The following is an 18,299-nucleotide window of genomic DNA, read 5'->3' on the forward strand; positions in this document are numbered from 1 at the left end:
GCGCATCCGCGATGTCATATCCCAAGGTTCAGTTCGGCGACGCCGGTGAGCGCGGCGTGGCTGCCCAGCCCGCGTTCCCGGACATCGATGCGTGGTCAATTTCGCGAGAAATTGACCACGCCCCGGGTGACGGCTCGGTCAGCGGGCTTTGAGGACGTTGGCGAGGACTCGTTGCAGGTGGCGGCCTCGGTGGACGTCGCAGGGGTGGTTCGTGCGTTCTTCGCGGATCATCGACAGCAGGTCGTCGAGTAGCTGGGCGTAGCAGTCGCGGGCTGCCGTGCGGCGGCCCGTCAGCGGGAAGCAGCCGTGCTCGCCGTACACCGCGAAGTCCACCAGTGACGGTTGGACCGGCATGCGCAGCGAGAGGGTGAGCGTGCTGGTCGCGCCGCCTTCGTGGCCGAACACCAGCTGCCAGAGTCCGTCGTCGCCGCGGTGCGCGAAGTGCACCTCTTCGATGTCGCCGAGCGCCGCGTCGAGCAGGTCGATCGCGTGCGGACCTGCGTCGATCAGCGCGCCGTCGTCCTCCTGTCGCCACTCGGAGGCCGCGTAGTCGCCGGCCAGCAGCCCGCCGGCCAGCCAGCGACCGGTGCCGCCCTGCAAACCGCCGAGTTCCTGCAGCTCAGCCAGCCAGTTCTGGACTTCCGGGGCGAACCGGCGGGTGAGCATCATCAGCGCCGCCACGCCGGACTCGGTCACTGCCTCGACGATCTCCTCGGCCCCGGCCTGGTCGTCGGCCAGCGGCTTCTCCAGGACCAGGTGCTTGCCCGCGCGAGCCGCTCGCGGCGCCAGCTCGGCCTGCACCGACGGCGGCACGGCGAACGCAACGGCGTCGACGGATTCGAGCAGCTCGTCGAAGCTGGCCGCGACTTCCGCGCCGTGCTCACCGGCGAGGGTCTTGGCCGAATCGGGCCGCCGCGCCCACACCGTCGTCAAACGCGTCTCCGGGTGCGCGTGCAGCCCTGGTGCGTGGACCCGGTGCGCCCAAGGTCCTGCTCCGACAACCCCGACCCGCAGTGCTTCGTCCATGCCGCCAATGGTGCCGATGACCCATTGCGGTTACGGCAGTTGGGGGGTCCGACGGGAGCTGTGGACCACGAGCTGGTGGACATCCGCGCTTTCCGGCATAGGGTGTCCGGCATGGTGCTAGACCCCGGAGATCGGTCCCTGCCAACGGGATTCGTGCCCGAAACGCCGTCGGACCGACCGGTGGTCCCGAAGGACGCGGCGACCGTGATGCTGGTCCGGGACGGCTCTGCGGGGCCCGAGGTCTTCCTGCAAAAACGGGTGAAGGCGATGGCCTTCGCCGCCGGGATGACCGTCTTCCCCGGTGGTGGGGTCGATCCGCGCGACGCGGACATCTCGGTTTCCTGGCACGGGCCCGAACCGGACTGGTGGGCCGAGCGGTTCGGCTGCTCCCCGGAAACCGCGCGGGCGCTTGTGTGCGCGGCCGTGCGCGAGACGTTCGAGGAGTCCGGCGTGCTGCTCGCCGGTCCGGACGCGTCGACGCTGGTCTGCGACACCAGCCACTACGCCGAGGCCCGCGCCGGGCTCGTCGCCCGCGACCTGTCGCTGGCGGAGTTCCTGGCCCGCGAGGACCTGGTGCTTCGCGCGGACCTGCTCCGCCCGTGGTCGAACTGGGTGACCCCGGAGGGCGAACCGCGTCGCTACGACACGCGCTTCTTCCTCGCCGCGATGCCCACCGGCCAGCACGCCGACGCCAGGACGTCCGAGGCGGTCGAGGCGTACTGGGCGACGCCGGAGCAGGCACTGGCGGACTTCGCGGAGGGCAGGTGCCAGTTGCTCCCGCCGACCCGCGCGACGCTGCAAGAACTCGCTGAGCACGCCAGCGTGTCCGCCGCGCTGGAGGCCGAGCGAACCACCATGGGCAAGATCATCCCGAAGCTGGTCAAGCGCGACGGCCGCTGGTACGTGCTGCTGCCAGGCGAGCCCGGGTTCGAGGAGGCGAAGTGACCGAGCACCCCGCTTACGCAGCCCTGCGTCCGGTCACCCGGTACGCCTCGGTGCTGCTGGCGCAGAACCCCTCGCCGATGACCCTGGACGGCACCAACACCTGGCTGGTGGGGGACGCCGCTGGCCGAGTGGTGATCGACCCGGGCCCGGACGACGCCGAGCACCTGTGGCTTGTCGCGGACCACGGCCCGGTGTCGCTGGTGCTGCTGACTCACCACCACCCCGACCACACCGACGGCGTCGCGCAGATCGTCGAGCTGACCGGCGCGCCGGTGCGAGCCCTGGACCCGGCGCTGTGCCGGGGAGCGGAGCCGCTCCAGGACGGCGAGGTCATCGACGTGGGCGGCGTGGGGCTGCGCGTGCTGGCCACGCCGGGCCACACCGCTGACTCGGTCTGCTTCGCGGTCGACCACGACGAACCGGCGGTGTTCACCGGCGACAGCGTCCTGGGCCGGGGCACGACGGTGGTCGCCCACCCGGATGGCCACCTGGCCTCCTACCTCGCCTCGCTGCGCCGCCTCGCCGATCTGCCCGAAGGCATGCGCGTGCTCCCCGGTCACGGCCCGGACCTCCCGGACGTCCGAGCGATCGCGACGCACTACCTGCAGCACCGCCAGCAGCGCCTGGAGCAGGTCCGCGAGGCTCTCGCCGACCTCGGCCCAGACGTCACCCCGCGCCAAGTGGTGGAGGTCGTCTACGCCGACGTCGACCGATCGGTCTGGCCGGCAGCGGACCTCACGGTCCAGGCCCAGCTCACCTACCTCCAGGAAAACGTGTAAGCGGTGTGAAGTTGTTGAGAGGGACGGGCGTACGTCAGTGCATGATGCCTGCGATGGCTGCCATAGCGAGGGCGGCGCCGAGCAACCAGACGGAGACCGACACCGTTCGGAGCTTGCGCTGGGCGACTCGACTGTTCGACCAAAGCTGTTCCGCGAGCAGTTCCCGCAACTGGGCTTCGCGGTCTAGAGCAGGCAGAAACGAGGCCTTGAAGTTGTGAACATCCCGGTAGCGCAGCGCGATGTGCCCGAAGAAGATCGTTGAGTTCTGCCCGGTATTGCGGAGTCGTGGCAGGACTACGCTCAGCGCGAGCAGCGCGCTCGCGCTGACCATCACGAAGCCTGCGAGTATGAAACTCGCGCGCCACGGGGCGTGCTGCCATTCACCGAGTCGCGGGAAACCGCGGACGAGCAGGCCTCCCAGTACTCCACTACCGGCAAGTGCTGCTGCGGCCTTCGCGTCCGCAACCTTGATCCAGTCGTTGGCTTGCTGCAGTGCCTTCCAAGCGTCCTCAGTTCCAGCCACGATCAGTTTCCGGGGACTCGGTGACCGTTGGTCTGCTCAGCGGCTTCGGGATCGATGCGGGCGGCAACTGCTGCGATCGTTTCGTTGATCTGGTGGGTGATCCCGGCGTCGTGCTTTCGCATGGCCAGATCCAGCCGCTCCCGGTCTTTCTGCTGCTCCAGCTGTTTTTCGTGTCTTCGGAGGTCGAGTTCGCCCAGAACAGCCTCCTCAGTGCTTCGTACGAGCTCGGTGTGGATGCGCTCGTGGCTCGTGGTGCGGGTTTCCACCAGCCGGTCGTAAGCGCTGGTGCCACCGAGCAACTTGACCAAAATGGGCAGGCAGTCGAGCGCGATGAACAGAAACCGGATCATCCAGCTTGCACCCCACAAGAACGAGTTCTGTCGGGTCAACTCGTCCAGAGCCTGAAAGCGCTCCAACAAACCGATTTCCTGCTGGTGGGACTGCAGCTCATCACGTTGCCGCTGGATTTCTGCGTCGCGCGCCTGCTGGTAGTCGCCTTGGGTCGTACTGGCCTGGTTGCGTAGCTCGGCAACGCGCGCGTTCAGGCTGCCGAGCATGGCGACGCGTGGCTCGATGGGGTTGCTCGTGCGGAATTCATCGGCTTGCTCACGCAGCCGCAGGCAGTCCCTGCCCTCTCCTGGCACCCCGGTCAAGCCCGGACCGACTGCGCCGGTGCACTCCAGCCGTGCCAGGCGTTCTAGATCGGCCAGACGGTCGCTGTCCGCGCGGATGCTCGCTGTCAGGCTGGTTGCCTGTTGTTCGGTGGCGCCGAGTTCGTCCGAGATCGCAGTTGGATCGATGCCGAGGCTGAAGGCCTTGCCGGCGCAGTCCACCGCGATAGCCAGCGGTTCCGGGCCGCCCGGCAACGGGTTGCACCGGACGAGTCCGTCTACCAGCTCGCGCACTTGCCGGTCCCGGTCATCGTTGACGTGTTGCTCGACCGCACTCTCGAACAGGCGCAGCACCATGGGTTCAGCGATGACGACGCCGAGCAGGACGGCAACCAGAAGTCGTGGCACCAGCGTCGCAGTGCGGCGACCCCACCGGGTATCGGTTGAGCTTGTGATCAACCACCTGTCGAGATTCAACACCACGACCGACCAAATCAGTGCCGGGATTAGAATCAGCGGGTTGAACCCACCGAGCACCTGGCTGAGCGCGAAGGTCATGGAAAGACCTGCGATGACCGCAGTGCTGAGCACGACCCCGCCTACACCGGTGTAACGGGCTCGATTGTGGGGTACCGCGTCGAGCACCTTCTCGTCCACACCGGCCAACACCCGGAGCTTCCTGCCGTGGTCTGCCGTGAGTGTTCGGTTCCATAGCCGCCGAACAGCGGTTTTCCAGTTTTGGATCACGGCTGCCCGTCCTCGTCGAGAATTGGTGGCTCGTCCAGAGGCTCCCGTCCGCGACGCAACGCTCCTGGCCTCGCGTCCTGCTCCAACGCGGGGTTTCCGGTCGCATCCGGGCGCAGGCTGGTGCTGAGGGCGGTCACGAACTGCATGGGATCGATGGGCAGGGAGTCGAGGTAGCCGTCCGGTAGTGCACCGAGCAGTTCGAGCACGTACTTGCGCCGCCGTTCTTCTGCTTCAGATGCGTCGCGCACCGCGTCGGAGGTGTGGATCTCCCGACGGCTGATACCGAGTGCGGTGATCATGCTCGGGCCGCCTTCCAACAGCGTGTGGACCCGTTCGACGTCCCGTTGCTCGAACGCCTGCCGCAGCTCCGCGAGATCTTGGCTCCACCGCTCGTCACGTACGACGGTGGAGTGCTCGCGCAGCGGATTCGGCGTCGGAACGCGCACTTCGCACAGCGCCACGTCCATGCCGTCGATCCGCGGCGGTACGACCTTGCAGAACGCCATGACCCTGCGGCGCACCACACTCCGGACCTCGTTTATGTCCTCGACTCCGCACTGGAGCCCCAGCGCGAGCAGATCCTGGTCCTGACTCAGGTGGCTGTGCAGCGTGGCAGTGATGTCGGTCAGCCCGGCAGCGGCGACTGACTCCGGCTTGGTCACCTTCGCTCGGAAGACCGCTTCGACGGTGAAGTCGTCCGCCGGGCTGTTGGACGGGATGGTTAGTCGGGCCGTGACCAACCGCTGGCGAACATCCACCACGCTGACGGTGACGGCTGAGACGACTGCTTCTTCAGTTCCGGTCAGGTGGCGGCGCTCGCGAAACGCTTCGAAATGCCCGTTTACTTCGAACACCAGGACAGTTCCCGGTTCTTGGGCGGGCAGTTCGGTGAGTTCCCGCTTGCCTCCGAGGAGCATACGCCGCCGTGCTGGCCGGAGCGGATGCTCGGCAACCACAGGGTAGTTCGGTGAATTCATCTGGTTGCTCCTTCCAGAGGTCAGGCGTTGATCGCCCGGGAGTCCAAACTCGACAAAAAGGCAGCCGCGGAGACACAGCTCGACAGCGCGAAGTTGAGATCGCGGCGCAACAACTCCAGCTGGGGAGCGGGCATCCCTTCTCGGATCACCCGGCCCAGTTCCACCACGACGGGCTGCGTGCCGCCGTGTTCGGCCAGCGCGTCCAGCGCCCGTTGAAGCGCACGAATGGCCCGTCCACGGTGCGAACCGCTCCACAGCACCCAACGCCAGATCTCACCGACTGCATCGACGCAGTCTGGTTGCCTTCGCAGGACGTACGATGCGATCGGTTCATCGGAGCCGGCGCAGCTACGGGAGAGCACAGCGAGCAGCGCAGTCAACGCGAGTCGGCTTCGGCGGAACTCGGTTCCGCCGGCGATGTCCTGACGGACGAGCTTGCGGAGCATGCTGAGGATGTGGCTGATGTCTGCGGCGCCGTCGACCGACGAGGCGACCAGGAGGCCCAGCGAGATTCGTGCGGCGTCTGCGATCCGTTGGCTTCGTGAGGCCAGGAACCACAAGACACGCATGGCGTCTGTGGGGTAGCGGGAACCGATCTCGCCGCCGAGCGCGGTCGCAGCCGTCATGGCGCGACGAGGACCTGCGTTAGACACCCAGGACAACGCGATGCGAAGCGCTTGTGGAGCAAGCGAATCGTCCGTGCACATCCAGGTCAGCACGTGCGTCGCGGTCAACCGAGCGACCACCGCGCCGTCCGCCCACTGTGACAGGAAGTCCTGCTCCGCTTCGGACGGCGAGTACTTCGCGAGCAGGCTGACACCGAGAGCTATCTGGAAGTGCAGCTCGGAAAGGGGAGGTTCGGAGGCCAGCTCGTGCAGCCAGGTGCGGATCGGTTCCCACAGTTCGAAGCCGTACCGGTTGACGAGCTCGGCGATGACCTGCTGGCGGTGTTCGACGGACCGAAATACCAACCTGCGCTCACCAACGAGACCGCTTGGTCCTTGGATCTCCCTGGTCGTGGTGATCAACGGATGGTCGCTCCGGTCTGCCCGGGACTGACGCAGCCCGGTCTGCGAGAGCTCGCTGACCGGGGTCGGATTCGCGATCTCGTGCAGGCGCTCGAAGATGGCCTCGAAGGTGCGATCCGGTAGGCCGTGCGCGAAGGCCAGTGCCGCGACCTCCAGCGTTCGGCGTCGATCAGGCTCGCTGTCGAACCAGTCCGAGACCTGTTGCGAGGCGGAGTTGCCGAGCCGCGAGAGCGCGGCTTCCAAGCCGTCCGACATGGCTTCTGCGAAGGCAACTACCTCTTCAGGGGTGCTGAGTTCCAGAGCGCGCTTCCGCGCCCGGGGGTCTGGTTCTGGCGAGGCGTACTCATCGAAGAGCGCTCCGGCAGCGGGGGGCTCCCAACCGATCACCCAGGCTTCGAGCTCTTGGTGTTGCACGCGAGCGGAGTCGGTGACCAGTACGAGGAACGAGCCACTGGCTCGGAGCCGGTCGGACAACCGTGCCAACTCGAATTGCTGTACAGACACCGGCTGGGCATCGTCGACCCAGCCACGAACCAGATACCCCCGGCCTGACTTGAAGTGGGGGTACTCGCTGAGCTTGGCCAACGTCATCGCGGGGGAAAGGCCGATCAGCGGCTCTTGCAGGTCGTCCAGGGCACTGTGGAGGAGGACGATCGCACTGGTCGTCCTGCCGGAGTTCTCCGGCCCTGCCAGGAACACGACGTGTTTCTTGAGAAGAACGGTGGTTGCGTCACCGTGCCGCGGCGGGGCAATGAAATGCTCATGAGCCTGCTGCACTTGCGTGTCATCGACGGGTCCTGTCACGCGACGTGCCGATACCCCGATCGTGACCCCGAACTGGGCGCTCCCGGCATCGACGTTGCCGTAGAACTGGTTTATGACCTGTGACGTTCGCCGCAGCTCAGCGAAGTCAGCGTCGGTGATCGGCTGATCGGCTTCCGCGTTCGGTTCTGGTGTCCCCTGGGGCGGCGTGGGAGCGGGGTCGGTTGGGTTGGGGTGGACATCGTCTTCGGACATTCGAAGCACCGCTCTCAGTAGGACACGCCGAACGTGGCGTGCTCGGCCTGCACGGTGCCGTGGAACTCGTTGACCACCGTCGGTTCGGGACGGTTCGCCTTGTCCGCTTCCCGGTTGCGCGGTTCGTCGAGTGCAGGCAGCCGGTGCACGTCGTCACTCGGCACGTAGATCCACGCCTTGTCCGCGAAGGTCTTCTCCTGGACGGAGACCTGGCGCAGTTCATCAGGCCGCAGCGAGGTGTGCCCCTGCTTGACCGTTTCCTGGTAGAGGCGGTCCGAAAGCATGACAACCAGATCAGCGTCGATCGCTGCCGCCAGCGCCTGCCGCAGCGGCTGGGAGTCACGCAGTCTGCTCACGACCACAGCGGCCTGGCCGGAGAAGCCGTTGCTGGCGGGGATTGCGACGCCGAAGTGAATCGCGAGCCGCAGGCGAAGCCGGGCGCTTTGTCGCAGGTTCTGGTTGTGCCGGTCGAGCGCGAATCTGAGTTCTCGGAGGTAGTCGTCGATCAACCGCGGCTCTGGTTCGGTCTCGGGAAGGACGGCGAGCTCACCATCTCCCTGGGGTTGTCGTTCCCAGTGGTCCCGGTGCAACTCCGCTCGTGTGGCCGCTTCGTCGAGGACTGACAGCACGCTCTCCTGGATTGCGTGCTGTCGCCGATCGTCCTGACCGCCGTAGTTCTCCACGTCGACGGCTACACAGAGCCGTCGACGGATTCCAGTTGACTTCACCCTTATGGCCCTTCCTCACAACTGATGAACACATACAGCTATGCGAAAGGGAACTGTGCTACGACGAACGGGCGAAAATGCCGCACTACTGCGGGTTCTCGCTAAGTTTTTTCATAACTGCATGTAGCTGGGCGGGGTTCGTGATCATTACTTTGCGGTAACCTCGCTCGATCACGTTCTGCGTCTCCAGCTTTCGCAGGGTCGACTGGGTGGTTCGAAGTCGAGCACCGGCCAGGGTCGCAAGGTCCTCTTGGCACAACGGAATCTCTCTCGGTTCGGTGCTGCGGTAGTACCGACCGTAGGTTTCTGCGATCTGCAGGAGCACCCGGACCACCCGGGTCTCAGCATCGTGCGCCGCGAAATCGATCCGGCGGTCGTTGGCCCACCGGAGTCGCTCACTGATCACGCGGGTGATCTGGAGGGCAACCATGGGATCCTGGCTCAGGAATCGTTCGAGTTCGGTGGATTCGATTCGCCGCACGACGGTGTCAATGCAGGAAGTCACAGTCGCGGACCGCTCGCGCTTCTCCAGCACGCCCATCTCGCCGACGAGATCGCCGCCGAAGCGCACCGCCAGCAGCGTCTTGGCCCCGTTCTCCCGAACAGCGGTCACTTTGACAACGCCTTGCAGCAGCAAGACTACGTGCGATGATTCCTCGCCCTGGAACAAGATCTTTTCGTTGCTCCCGTAGGTCTTCCTCACTCCCAGCTTCAGGAGCGCGTTGCGCTTCTTCGGCTCGAGTTTTCCGAGCAGGGTCCCGTTGGGCCATGACGAAATCTCTGCCACCGGTGGCCGGTCGGTGTCCGACCGTCCCTCCTCCCCCAGAGTGGATCGGTGTGGTTCCCCAGCGCACTTGACCGTTTCCGGTTGTGCTTGCCCATCCTGGTCCGTGCTGGAATCCCTCGTCACCGCTGTCCGAGTGATCGTTTCGGTTACGGAGCGAGGTCGTCAGAGCTCGGTCTTGGAGTCAGGAGGAGGAGGGGCGGGGGGCGATCAGACCCCAGCGAGGGAGACTTCGTCGCGGGTCGTCGCCGGGATGAGGGTGCGGCGGCGCAGCCAGAGGACGGCCGCGAGGACGACGCCCACCGCGCTCGCGGTCAGGAACGACGCCGCCGGGCCGCTGAGCTCGACCAGCTGGCCGCTTACCGACTGGCCGATGGCCGCGCCGAGCGTCACCGAGGTGACCACCCAGCCAAAGGCCTCGGTAGCGGTGCCTTCCGGCGCGGCGACCTCGATGGCCATCGAGTGGGCCGTGGACTGCGGCGTGATCAGACTGCCTGCCACCAGCAGTGCGATGCACAGGCCCCAGAGCGTGCCTGGCAGGGCCAGCAGCGTGATCAGCCCGGCGAAGCCGAACAGCAGCGCGGGCAGCCGCAGGTGCATCGGCCGCGGCCACGGGCGCAGCCCGTAGAGGACGCCCACGATCACCGAGCTGACCGACAACACGCTCAGCAGCAGACCGCCGACGGTCGGGTAGCCCGCCTCGACCGCCGCCGCCGGCACGCCGACCTCGATGAATCCGATCAGGGTGCCGAAGCCCAGCGCAGCGATCGCCACCGTCCGCATGCCCGGGCTGGCGATCGCGCCGAGCAGGCTCGTGCTGCCCGCCGAGGGCTCCGGCCGCAGGGCACGAGCGGCACGCGTTGAGGCGAAGCCGACGCTGCCGAGCACCATGCACGCCGCGCCGACGACGACGCCGGTCCCCGGCCACGGCATGGCGACCATCAGCCCGGCCAGCCCCGGTCCGAGGATGAAGAACACCTCCATGCTGATTGCCTCGTAGGCGTACGCGGCGCTGCGAGCGGAACCTGGCGGCAGCAGCTGCGCCCACAGGGCTCGCGAGGCCGGACCGACCATCGGCTCGCTGGCCCCGACCAGGAACGCCAGCGCGGTCATCAGCGCCACCGGGGCGTGCATCTCGATGACCACGACCTCGACGGTCACCATCGCCGCGAACACCGCGGACATCACGTACAGCGGCTTCGTCGGCCCGATCCGGTCCATGATCCGGCCCTGTGCGACCGAGCCGCAGGCGACGCCGATCAGCGCACCCGCGGACACGAGTCCGGCGGCGGCGAAGGATCCGGTCTCGCGCTGCACGTAGAGCATCAGGGCGAGACCGACCATGGCGATCGGCAGGCGACCCAGCAGCGAGGTGATGACCGGTCCTCGGGCGCCGGGTGCGGTCAGGGCGGTGCGGTAGTCGGCGAGGGACGCGGATTGGGACACGAGAACCAGTATCCAGATATTGGTACGCTGGTACCAACTTGGTGCGGGGTAATTCGCCTCACCAGCGGCAAATGGGGACTTTTGACCCGATACGCAGTTCGCCGGGTCGCGGCACACTAACAAGTAGGTAGCCGGAACGGGTGAACTCTGAAACCGAGCTCTGGCTAGCTACGTCCTGGAAAGTGAGAGCACCTTGCTGGCGGCACCCGTCGTCCAGCATCGTCGAGAAAAGCTTTCCTCCGGTGTCGAGGATTCGGGGCCGACGCATCGGAGGATCGGGGGAGCGTGGTTGGTCGTCGGGGGATCAATCACGCGCAGTTGAAGAGGCTGGAGCGCCGCGTCGGGGGTGGCGCCCAGCCTCTTCACACGTCCGACGTCAGTCGCAGCCGCCGCCTGAGTCACCGCCGCCACCGGAGTCGCCGGAATCGCAGCTGAAGCTGCCGCCTCCGCTGTCCCAACCGCCGCCGCTCCAGCCGCTGTCGTGGTGGAGGTGGTGGCTGTCGGTACCCACCCAGCCGCTGCTGCTGCGCAGTGGCTTGCCGTCCGGCGTCCGCGCATCACGGCGGCCCCGCCGCGCATCCCGCCGATGAACGGCGATCGCGCCCAGCAGGATCAGCACGGGCACAACGACGTACAAGATCAAGTACACGCACCCCTCTCGCCAGCTGATCAAGGTCTTATCAGGCGAGGCCGACATCGGGGCGGGAAATCAGGTTTTCCGGGCGCGAAAAAACGCGCGTCGACTGAAGAATCCGGGAAGGAGTCCCGGATCCGTCGGCCGACGCGCGTCAGTTCACGCGCGTCTGAGCGCCGCTCAGCGGGCGCGGCGAGCGAGCCGCTCCGGGTCGAGGATGAGCACGCTCTTGCCCTCGAGCCGCAGCCAACCGCGGTGCGCGAAGTCCGCCAGCGCCTTGTTCACGGTCTCCCGAGAAGCACCGACGTACTGCGCGATCTCTTCCTGCGTCAGGTCGTGGGTGACCCGCAGCAGACCCGCTTCCTGGCTGCCGAAGCGCTGCGCGAGCTGCAACAGCGCCTTGGCGACGCGGCCAGGAACGTCGGTGAAGATCAGGTCCGCCAGCATGCCGTTGGTGCGCCGCAAGCGGCGGGCCACCACGCGGAGCAGCTGCTCGGCGATCTCCGGACGTGTGCTGATCCACTGCCGCAGTGCCGAGCGGTCCATGCTCAGCGCGCGGACCTCGGTCACCGTGGTCGCCGTAGACGTCCGCGGGCCGGGGTCGAAGATGGACAGCTCGCCGAACATGTCCGAAGGTCCCATGATCGCCAGCAGGTTCTCCCTGCCGTCGGGGGACTTGCGCCCGAGCTTCACCTTGCCGGACTGAATAATGTAAAGCCGGTCACCCGGCTCGCCCTCGGCGAAGATCACGTGCCCGCGCGGGAACTCGACTGGTTCCAGCGACTGTGCCAGGGCCTCCGCCGCGGCCGGCTCCACTCCTTGGAAGATGCCGGCCCGGGCCAGGGTCTCGTCCACCTCGTCCCTCCATGTTGAGACGCGGCGGCTTGCTGTAGTGCCGGACCCGCGTGCGCGCGTCTGGCGTTGTGCCGCCGATCACTACCAGCAATTCTAAGACTGGTCGCGCGAACGGCGAGTACGCAGCCTACCGGCGCGTCCCACCCTGCGAAGCTGGAACAACTCCAGCGCTCGTCCAATACCTTGCCGGAACAGCGCCCGAACCTCGTCGGGACGGGCGTTCTCCAGCAGCTCTTCCACCTCGTTCTCCTGCACCGCCACGTGCCGCAGGCGGGCCTCCACGCGCTCCATGAAGAGCGCGAAGAACATGATCACGAGCGGCACGACGATGACGAACCAGGCAGCCACCATGTTTACATCCTCACGCATGCCGTCGAGCTGGGTGCAACTGGGGTGGGGTTGCCCCGGTGGCGTGATGGTACGGCCACCGTCCGCGTTCGCCCGATCCGTAGTCTGGTGGGGTGTCGGATCAGGCTCGAACCAAGAAGACCAAGTCCCGCGCGGGCGGCGAAACCCGGCTAGGCCTGGTGAGGAGAGCTCGCCGGATCCAGCGCGCTCTCGGCGAAGGGTATCCGGACGCGCACTGCGAGTTGGACTTCGACACGCCGCTGGAACTCGCCGTGGCGACGATCTTGTCCGCGCAGTGCACCGACAAGCGGGTCAACGAGGTCACCCCAGCGCTGTTCGCGAAGTACCCGACGGCCGCCGACTACGCGGGCGCCGACCGCACCGAGCTGGAGGAGATGATCCGCTCCACCGGCTTCTACCGGAACAAGGCGGCCTCCCTGATGGGCCTCGGCGCGGCGCTGGTCGAGCAGTACGACGGCGAGGTGCCGGCCAAGCTCGAGCAGCTGGTGAAGCTGCCCGGAATCGGACGCAAGACGGCCAACGTGATCCTGGGCAACGCCTTCAACGTGCCGGGCATCACGGTGGACACCCACTTCGGCCGGTTGGTCCGCCGCTGGGGCTGGACCGCGGAGGAGGACCCGGTCAAAGTCGAGCACGCGATCGGTGAGCTCATCCCGCGCAAGGAGTGGACGATGCTCTCGCACCGGGTGATCTTCCACGGCCGCCGCGTCTGCCACGCCCGCAAGCCCGCCTGCGGGGCCTGCCTGCTGGCCAAGGACTGCCCGTCGTTCGGGGCCGGACCGATCGAGCCGGACGTCGCGGCGAAGCTGGTACGCGGCCCGGAGGCGCCGCGACTGCTGGAGCTGGCCGGGGTGGCTGAGGAAGTTCCGGAGAGCACCATCGAGCAGGCCGCGGCCAAGGAGCCGGTGGCGTGAATCTGCGCGCCTACCGGAATGAGATCCGCTGGACCATCGTCGTGTTGGTGCTCGCCGTGCTGGGCGTGGTCGCGCTCTGGCCGCGCGACGCCGAGCAGCAGACGGCCGCCACGGACGCCCCCGCCCCGCCACCTGCGGCGAAGCCGGTCGATCCGCAGCAGCGCGCCGCCGCGGCGCTCGAGCCCTGCCCGACAGGCGAGGGCGGTCCGGCGCAGCTGGCCGGGATCACCGGCAGCTGCCAGGCCGACGGCAAGCCGGTCGACGTCGGCTCGGCCGTCGCTGGGGAGCCGACGCTGATCAACGTGTGGGCGACCTGGTGCGGGCCGTGCCGCACCGAGCTCCCCGCGCTCCAGGCCTACGCCGAACAACCGGGCGCGATCCGCGTGCTCGGGGTTCAGGTGCAGAGCGATCCCGCTGATGGTCTTGACCTGCTCACCGAACTCGGCGTTCACTTCCCCAACGTGCATGACGGCGACAACCGCATCCGGGCCGCGCTCAAGGCGCCCACCGTGCTCCCGATCAGTTACGTGGTGACCGGCTCCGGCGAGGTCCGCCGCGTCGATCCACCGGTCGCGTTCCAGACGCCGGACGAAGTCCGCGCCGCCGTCCAGCGCACCCTGGGGCAGCAGTGAGCCCCCAGCTGCTCGTCGACCCCGCTGCGCTGCCTGAATGGTTGCAGCCGCTGGTCGAACGGGCCGCCGAGCTGAACCCCGGGCATTTCGGCTGGCCGCGAGAGAACCCGCCGTCCGACGCCCGACCCGCCGCAGTCCTGATCCTCTTCGGAGAAGGCGTGAACGGCCCGGACGTGCTGTTGCTGCGCCGGGCCGATGGGTTGAACTCGCACCCGGGCCAGGTTGCTTTCCCCGGCGGCTCGATCGACGATGTCGATCGAGGACCGGTCGACGCCGCACTCCGCGAAGCCGTCGAGGAAGTGGGGCTGCGGCCGGAGGGCGTCCGTCCACTGGTGACGCTGCCCGAACTGCACGTCCAGCACAGCGGGTTCCGGGTGACCCCGGTGCTCGCGCACTGGGCCGAGCCCTCGCCTGTCTCACCGGTCGATCCCGGGGAGACCGCTGCAGTGGCGCGGGTGCCGATCTCCTGGCTGACCGACCCGGCCAACCGGCTGCGGGTGGAGCTGACCGGGCGGCACGCGAGCCCCGCGTTCCTGGTGCCCGGCATGTTGGTGTGGGGTTTCACCGGTGGACTGCTGTCCGGGCTGCTCGACCTCGCGGGGTGGGCGCAGCGCTGGAACCGAGGCGACGTGCGGGAGCTCGACGAGGCATGGCGGGCCGCGGAGGAAGCCGAGGACATCGGCTTCGGTCGAACTTGACCGGTCTGAGACCGTGGTGCGGTCTGATCGCCGGGGTGGAGAGGTGAGCGGGTGAACTGGGTCGACCTGCTGGTGGTGCTGCTGGCACTGCTCGCCGCGGTCTCGGGGGCGCGGAGCGGCCTGGTTACTGCGTTCTTCTCGTTCTTGGGCGTGTTCGTCGGCGCGGTGGTCGGCTTGAAGGTGGCGCCGCTGCTGCTGGACCGGCTGGACAGCCCGATCGCCCGCCTCGGCTTCGGCGTCGGGATCGTGGTGTTGCTGGTCGCCTTCGGCGAGACCTTCGGCATGTGGGCCGGGCGCGAACTGCGTGACCGGATCACCTCCCGCCGGCTGACCGGTGTGGACAACGCGCTGGGTGCGGTGCTGCAGTTCGTGGCGGTCCTGGTGGTGGCGTGGCTGGTCGCGCTGCCGTTCACCTCGGCGTCCGCGCTGCCCGGGCTGGCCTCGGCGATCAGCCGGTCGCAGGTGCTCAGCGGGGTCAACTCGGTGATGCCGAACTCGGCGCGGCAACTGCCCGACGACCTGCGCGAAATGCTCGGCGTGTCGGGATTCCCGCAGGCCTTGGAGCCGTTCTCGCAGACCCCGGTGGCCGAGATCGCGCCGCCGGACCAGGCGCTGGCCGACAGCCCGGTGGTGCGCGATTCGCGGGCCAGCGTGGTGAAGGTCCGCGGCCGCGCGTCGTCCTGCGCGCGGGCGCTGGAGGGCACCGGCTTCGTGATCGCGCCGCACCGGGTGATGACCAACGCGCACGTCGTCGCGGGCACCGAGCGGGTGGCGATCGAGATCGGTCGCGGCCAGTTCGACGCCGACGTCGTCATGTACAAGCCGGACGTGGACGTCGCGATCCTGTCGGTGCCGGACCTGGACGCCGACGCGATGACGTTCGCGGGGGGCGAGGTGCCGCCGGGCAGGGACGTGATCGCGCTGGGCTACCCGCTGGACGGTCCGTACACGGCGTCGGCGGGCCGCATCCGGGAGCGGATCAGGCTGCGCGGCCCGGACATCTACGAGGCGCAGACGGTGATCCGCGACGTGTACACGGTGCGCGGCAAGGTGCAGAGCGGTAACTCCGGCGGACCGCTGATCGACCCCAGCGGCAAGGTGGTCGGCGTGGTCTTCGGCGCGGCGGTCGACGACCCGGAAACGGGCTTCGCCCTCACCGCAGCCGAGGTCGCCGACGAGGTGGAGGCAGCTCCCAGCCTCACCACCTCGGTCTCCACCGGCAACTGCACGAGCTGACCCCAGCTCCACCGCTCCGCCAAGCGGCCGTTCCGTCCAGGGTTTGACGCGATTGTGTCGGGCCCCGACACGCCGGTGGCGTGTCGGATGTGGACCTGGTTCGGGAACGAAAAACGCGTCGCACCTCCGGTGGGAGGTGCGACGCGCGGTAGTCGTCGTGTTACGCCGAGGCTGGCTCTTCGTCCTTGTGGCGCTTGGTGAGCTGGGAGGTTTCCTTCAGCGACTCGATGGTCCGCTTCGGGGCCCTGATCTTGCGGACCCGGCGGTAGCCGAGGAAGGCCAGCAGACCGGCCACCACCAACATCAGCAGGAAGACGATGCCGAACGCCGCCCAGCGCCACAGGCCGAGCTGGGCCAGGCCCTCGGCCAGCGTGAAGAACAGGAAGAACAGGCTGAAGCCGAGCACGGTCAGCGCGAGGATGAAGTAGACGCTGCCCTTGATCGCCTTCTTCGCCTCACCGGCGAGCTCGGTCTTGGCAAGTTCCACCTCGGACCTGACCAGAGTGGACAGGTGGGTGGTGGCATCGCGGACCAACGCGCCGACGGACTGCCCATCAGGAGCAGTGCCCTCTTCGGACAGCGGGATGGACGTGACCGCCGTCCAACCCGCACCGTCACGGTTGCCGTTGGTGCTGTTCTGGGCGCTGTTCACGTGCCCCATCGTGCCACGCGCGATCAGCGGGCGACCCGGCGACTCGCGGTGCGTTACCCGTGAGTGACTTCCGGCGGGCCCCACCAGCAGCGAGGCCCCCGGCAGCCGCAGCTCGCCGGGGGCCTCGCTGCTGGTGGGTCAGGATTCGCTGTTCGCGACCTCGTTCTTGCGCTTGCGGCCCCGGACCGTCAGCAGCGCGGCGGCCAGCAGCGAAGCGATCGCGGAGGCGATCAGTACCGCCGCCTTGGCGCGTTCAGCTGCGGCGCCGTCCAGCGACAGGTCGGCGATCAGCAGGCTCACCGTGAAGCCGACGCCGCCGAGAATCGCCAGCGCCGCCATGTCGCCCCAGCTCACCGAGCTCGGCTTGGCGCCGATGCCCAGCTTCACCGCGAGGAACGAGCTGCCGAAGATGCCGATCAGCTTGCCGACCACCAGACCGATGATGACCGCGATCGCGACCCGGTCCTCGCCGATGGCCACCAGCGCGTCGCCGTCGACCGGAACGCCGGCCGCGAAGAACGCGAACACCGGCACGATCAGCCCGGCCGACCAGGGCTGCAGGCGGTGCTCCAGACGCTCCGAGGGAGAGGCCTGCTCGTCCGGGTCGCGGTGGACGCGGGTGAGCAGGCCGAGCGCGACGCCGGCGATGGTGGCGTGGATGCCGCTGGTGTGCACTGCGACCCAGACCGCCACGGCCAGCGGGATGTAAAGGAACGGGCTGGTCACGCGCTTGCGCTGGAGGTACCAGTAGGCCACACACAGCAGGACGGCGGCCAGCAGCGCGAGCACGCTCAGACCGTCGGTGAACAGCACGGCGATCACGAGGATCGCGCCCAGGTCGTCGACCACGGCCAGGCTGAGCAGGAAGATCCGCGCGGCGGTGGGCATCCAGGAGCCGGTCAGCGACAGCACGCCGAGCGCGAAGGCGATGTCGGTGGCGACCGGGATGGCCCAGGCGGCGTGCGCACCGGGCGCGCCGTAGCCGACTGCGAAGGCGAGCACGGCCGGGACGATCATGCCGCCGAGGGCTGCGATGACCGGGAGCATCGCGTTCTTGCGGTTGGACAGCTCGCCGACCACCAGCTCGCGTTTGAGCTCCAGACCAGCGACGAAGAAGAAGATCGCCAGCAGGCCGTCCTTGGCCCACTCGCCGACGCTCAGGTTCAGATGCAGCGACTCCGGTCCGAACTCGAAGTCGCGAATGGCCTGGTAGAACCCGGTCAGCGGGGAGTTGGCCATGATCAGCGCGAGCGCGGTGGCGGCCAGCAGCACCATGCCGCCGACGGTTTCGGTGCGCAGGTAGGACGCGAAGTCGAACGTCTTGCTGCGCTGGCTCTGGTCAGGTGTCGACACTCAATGGCTCCGTTCGCGGATAGCACGGACTACGACGCCGACCAGACTTCCCGGCACACCTATACGAAATCCTAACATCCGCCCCCCCCGGATGGTTGCAGTGCGAAACCATTCCGTCGCGTCATCGCCGCAGGTCAGCGGCTTTCTCGCGTCGCGACATGCCAGGAACTTCACGTTCTGTTGACAGCAACAGGGGCGCCCTCCCGGCCGGAGGACGCCCCGTTCGACGGTGTCGATCAGTCGTCGCTGCTGGTGTTCAGGCCCTTGGAGATCAGCGACATGACGGACGAGTCGGCGAGCGTGGTGACGTCGCCGACCTCGCGGTTCTCCGCGACGTCGCGCAGC

General features: G+C 67.8%; 20 protein-coding genes. 7 read left to right on the plus strand and 13 right to left on the minus strand.

Going from position 1 to position 18,299, the window contains the following annotated elements; all coding sequences use genetic code 11:
* Positions 1-138 precede the first annotated feature (138 nt).
* Complete coding sequence (locus tag ACWCO2_RS34975) at positions 139-1,026, minus strand: Gfo/Idh/MocA family protein (RefSeq protein WP_450132094.1); 888 nt, start codon at positions 1,024-1,026, stop codon at positions 139-141.
* A gap of 111 nt (positions 1,027-1,137) precedes the next feature.
* Here ACWCO2_RS34975 and ACWCO2_RS34980 point away from each other — a divergent pair, with 111 nt between their 5' ends.
* A complete protein-coding gene (locus tag ACWCO2_RS34980) occupies positions 1,138-1,971 on the plus strand; it encodes an NUDIX hydrolase (RefSeq protein WP_450132095.1) in 834 nt (277 codons plus the stop codon).
* Entirely contained in the window at positions 1,968-2,750 is a 783-nt protein-coding gene (locus tag ACWCO2_RS34985; RefSeq protein WP_450132096.1) for an MBL fold metallo-hydrolase, read from the plus strand. Before ACWCO2_RS34980 ends, ACWCO2_RS34985 begins: the two co-directional genes overlap by 4 nt.
* 34 nt (positions 2,751-2,784) lie before the next feature.
* Here the strand turns inward: ACWCO2_RS34985 and ACWCO2_RS34990 are convergent, their stop codons facing one another.
* From ACWCO2_RS34990 to ACWCO2_RS35005, 4 genes are all read right to left on the minus strand, one after another.
* Complete coding sequence (locus ACWCO2_RS34990; protein ID WP_450132097.1) at positions 2,785-3,273, minus strand: Pycsar system effector family protein; 489 nt, start codon at positions 3,271-3,273, stop codon at positions 2,785-2,787.
* Positions 3,274-3,275: 2 nt separating this feature from the next.
* Positions 3,276-4,541, minus strand: coding sequence for a DUF4407 domain-containing protein (locus tag ACWCO2_RS34995; protein WP_450132098.1), 1,266 nt, complete (start codon positions 4,539-4,541; stop codon positions 3,276-3,278).
* Between the two features lie 86 nt (positions 4,542-4,627).
* Positions 4,628-5,548, minus strand: a complete 921-nt coding sequence (locus tag ACWCO2_RS35000) for a hypothetical protein (protein WP_450132099.1) — start codon at positions 5,546-5,548, stop codon at positions 4,628-4,630.
* An 80-nt stretch (positions 5,549-5,628) separates the two neighbouring features.
* Positions 5,629-7,335 carry a hypothetical protein gene (locus ACWCO2_RS35005; RefSeq protein ID WP_450132100.1) on the minus strand — a complete coding sequence of 569 codons (1,707 nt, stop codon included), beginning with the start codon at positions 7,333-7,335 and terminating at the stop codon, positions 5,629-5,631.
* A 3-nt stretch (positions 7,336-7,338) separates the two neighbouring features.
* Between ACWCO2_RS35005 and ACWCO2_RS35010 the strand changes: the two genes are divergently transcribed.
* Positions 7,339-7,524: a hypothetical protein gene (locus tag ACWCO2_RS35010; protein ID WP_450132101.1), complete on the plus strand. Its 186-nt coding sequence runs from the start codon at positions 7,339-7,341 to the stop codon at positions 7,522-7,524.
* Between the two features lie 143 nt (positions 7,525-7,667).
* On the opposite strand, the gene ACWCO2_RS35015 is transcribed toward ACWCO2_RS35010, so the two are convergent.
* The 6 genes from ACWCO2_RS35015 to ACWCO2_RS35040 all read right to left on the minus strand — a co-directional run bounded on the left by ACWCO2_RS35015 (position 7,668) and on the right by ACWCO2_RS35040 (position 12,448).
* Positions 7,668-8,381 (minus strand): hypothetical protein, encoded by a 714-nt coding sequence (locus ACWCO2_RS35015; protein WP_450132102.1) that lies wholly within the window; start codon positions 8,379-8,381, stop codon positions 7,668-7,670.
* Positions 8,382-8,466: 85 nt separating this feature from the next.
* The gene (locus tag ACWCO2_RS35020; RefSeq protein WP_450132103.1) at positions 8,467-9,168 is read right to left on the minus strand and encodes a Crp/Fnr family transcriptional regulator; all 702 of its coding nucleotides are present in this window, start codon (positions 9,166-9,168) and stop codon (positions 8,467-8,469) included.
* A gap of 207 nt (positions 9,169-9,375) precedes the next feature.
* Entirely contained in the window at positions 9,376-10,611 is a 1,236-nt protein-coding gene (locus ACWCO2_RS35025) for an MFS transporter (protein WP_450132104.1), read from the minus strand.
* Positions 10,612-10,987: 376 nt separating this feature from the next.
* On the minus strand, positions 10,988-11,254 hold the full coding sequence (locus ACWCO2_RS35030; RefSeq protein ID WP_450132105.1) for a hypothetical protein: 267 nt from the start codon (positions 11,252-11,254) through the stop codon (positions 10,988-10,990).
* Between the two features lie 171 nt (positions 11,255-11,425).
* A complete protein-coding gene (locus ACWCO2_RS35035) occupies positions 11,426-12,100 on the minus strand; it encodes a Crp/Fnr family transcriptional regulator (RefSeq protein ID WP_179717047.1) in 675 nt (224 codons plus the stop codon).
* A 93-nt stretch (positions 12,101-12,193) separates the two neighbouring features.
* Positions 12,194-12,448, minus strand: a complete 255-nt coding sequence (locus ACWCO2_RS35040) for a hypothetical protein (protein WP_450132112.1) — start codon at positions 12,446-12,448, stop codon at positions 12,194-12,196.
* Positions 12,449-12,561: 113 nt separating this feature from the next.
* On the opposite strand from ACWCO2_RS35040, the gene nth reads away from it, so the two are divergent.
* The 4 genes from nth to ACWCO2_RS35060 are packed head-to-tail and all read left to right on the plus strand — an operon-like array spanning position 12,562 to position 15,949.
* Positions 12,562-13,383 carry an endonuclease III gene (nth, locus tag ACWCO2_RS35045; RefSeq protein ID WP_450132106.1) on the plus strand — a complete coding sequence of 274 codons (822 nt, stop codon included), beginning with the start codon at positions 12,562-12,564 and terminating at the stop codon, positions 13,381-13,383.
* A complete protein-coding gene (locus ACWCO2_RS35050) occupies positions 13,380-14,015 on the plus strand; it encodes a TlpA family protein disulfide reductase (RefSeq protein WP_450132107.1) in 636 nt (211 codons plus the stop codon). Before nth ends, ACWCO2_RS35050 begins: the two co-directional genes overlap by 4 nt.
* Positions 14,012-14,713 carry an NUDIX hydrolase gene (locus ACWCO2_RS35055; RefSeq protein ID WP_450132108.1) on the plus strand — a complete coding sequence of 234 codons (702 nt, stop codon included), beginning with the start codon at positions 14,012-14,014 and terminating at the stop codon, positions 14,711-14,713. Before ACWCO2_RS35050 ends, ACWCO2_RS35055 begins: the two co-directional genes overlap by 4 nt.
* A gap of 51 nt (positions 14,714-14,764) precedes the next feature.
* Positions 14,765-15,949 (plus strand): MarP family serine protease, encoded by a 1,185-nt coding sequence (locus ACWCO2_RS35060; RefSeq protein ID WP_450132109.1) that lies wholly within the window; start codon positions 14,765-14,767, stop codon positions 15,947-15,949.
* A 160-nt stretch (positions 15,950-16,109) separates the two neighbouring features.
* On the opposite strand, the gene ACWCO2_RS35065 is transcribed toward ACWCO2_RS35060, so the two are convergent.
* On the minus strand, positions 16,110-16,610 hold the full coding sequence (locus ACWCO2_RS35065) for a phage holin family protein (protein ID WP_450132110.1): 501 nt from the start codon (positions 16,608-16,610) through the stop codon (positions 16,110-16,112).
* Positions 16,611-16,739: 129 nt separating this feature from the next.
* A complete protein-coding gene (gene nhaA / locus ACWCO2_RS35070; protein WP_450132111.1) occupies positions 16,740-17,954 on the minus strand; it encodes a Na+/H+ antiporter NhaA in 1,215 nt (404 codons plus the stop codon).
* Positions 17,955-18,299: the final 345 nt, after the last annotated feature.

The organism is Saccharopolyspora sp. NPDC002376, assembly GCF_053593195.1.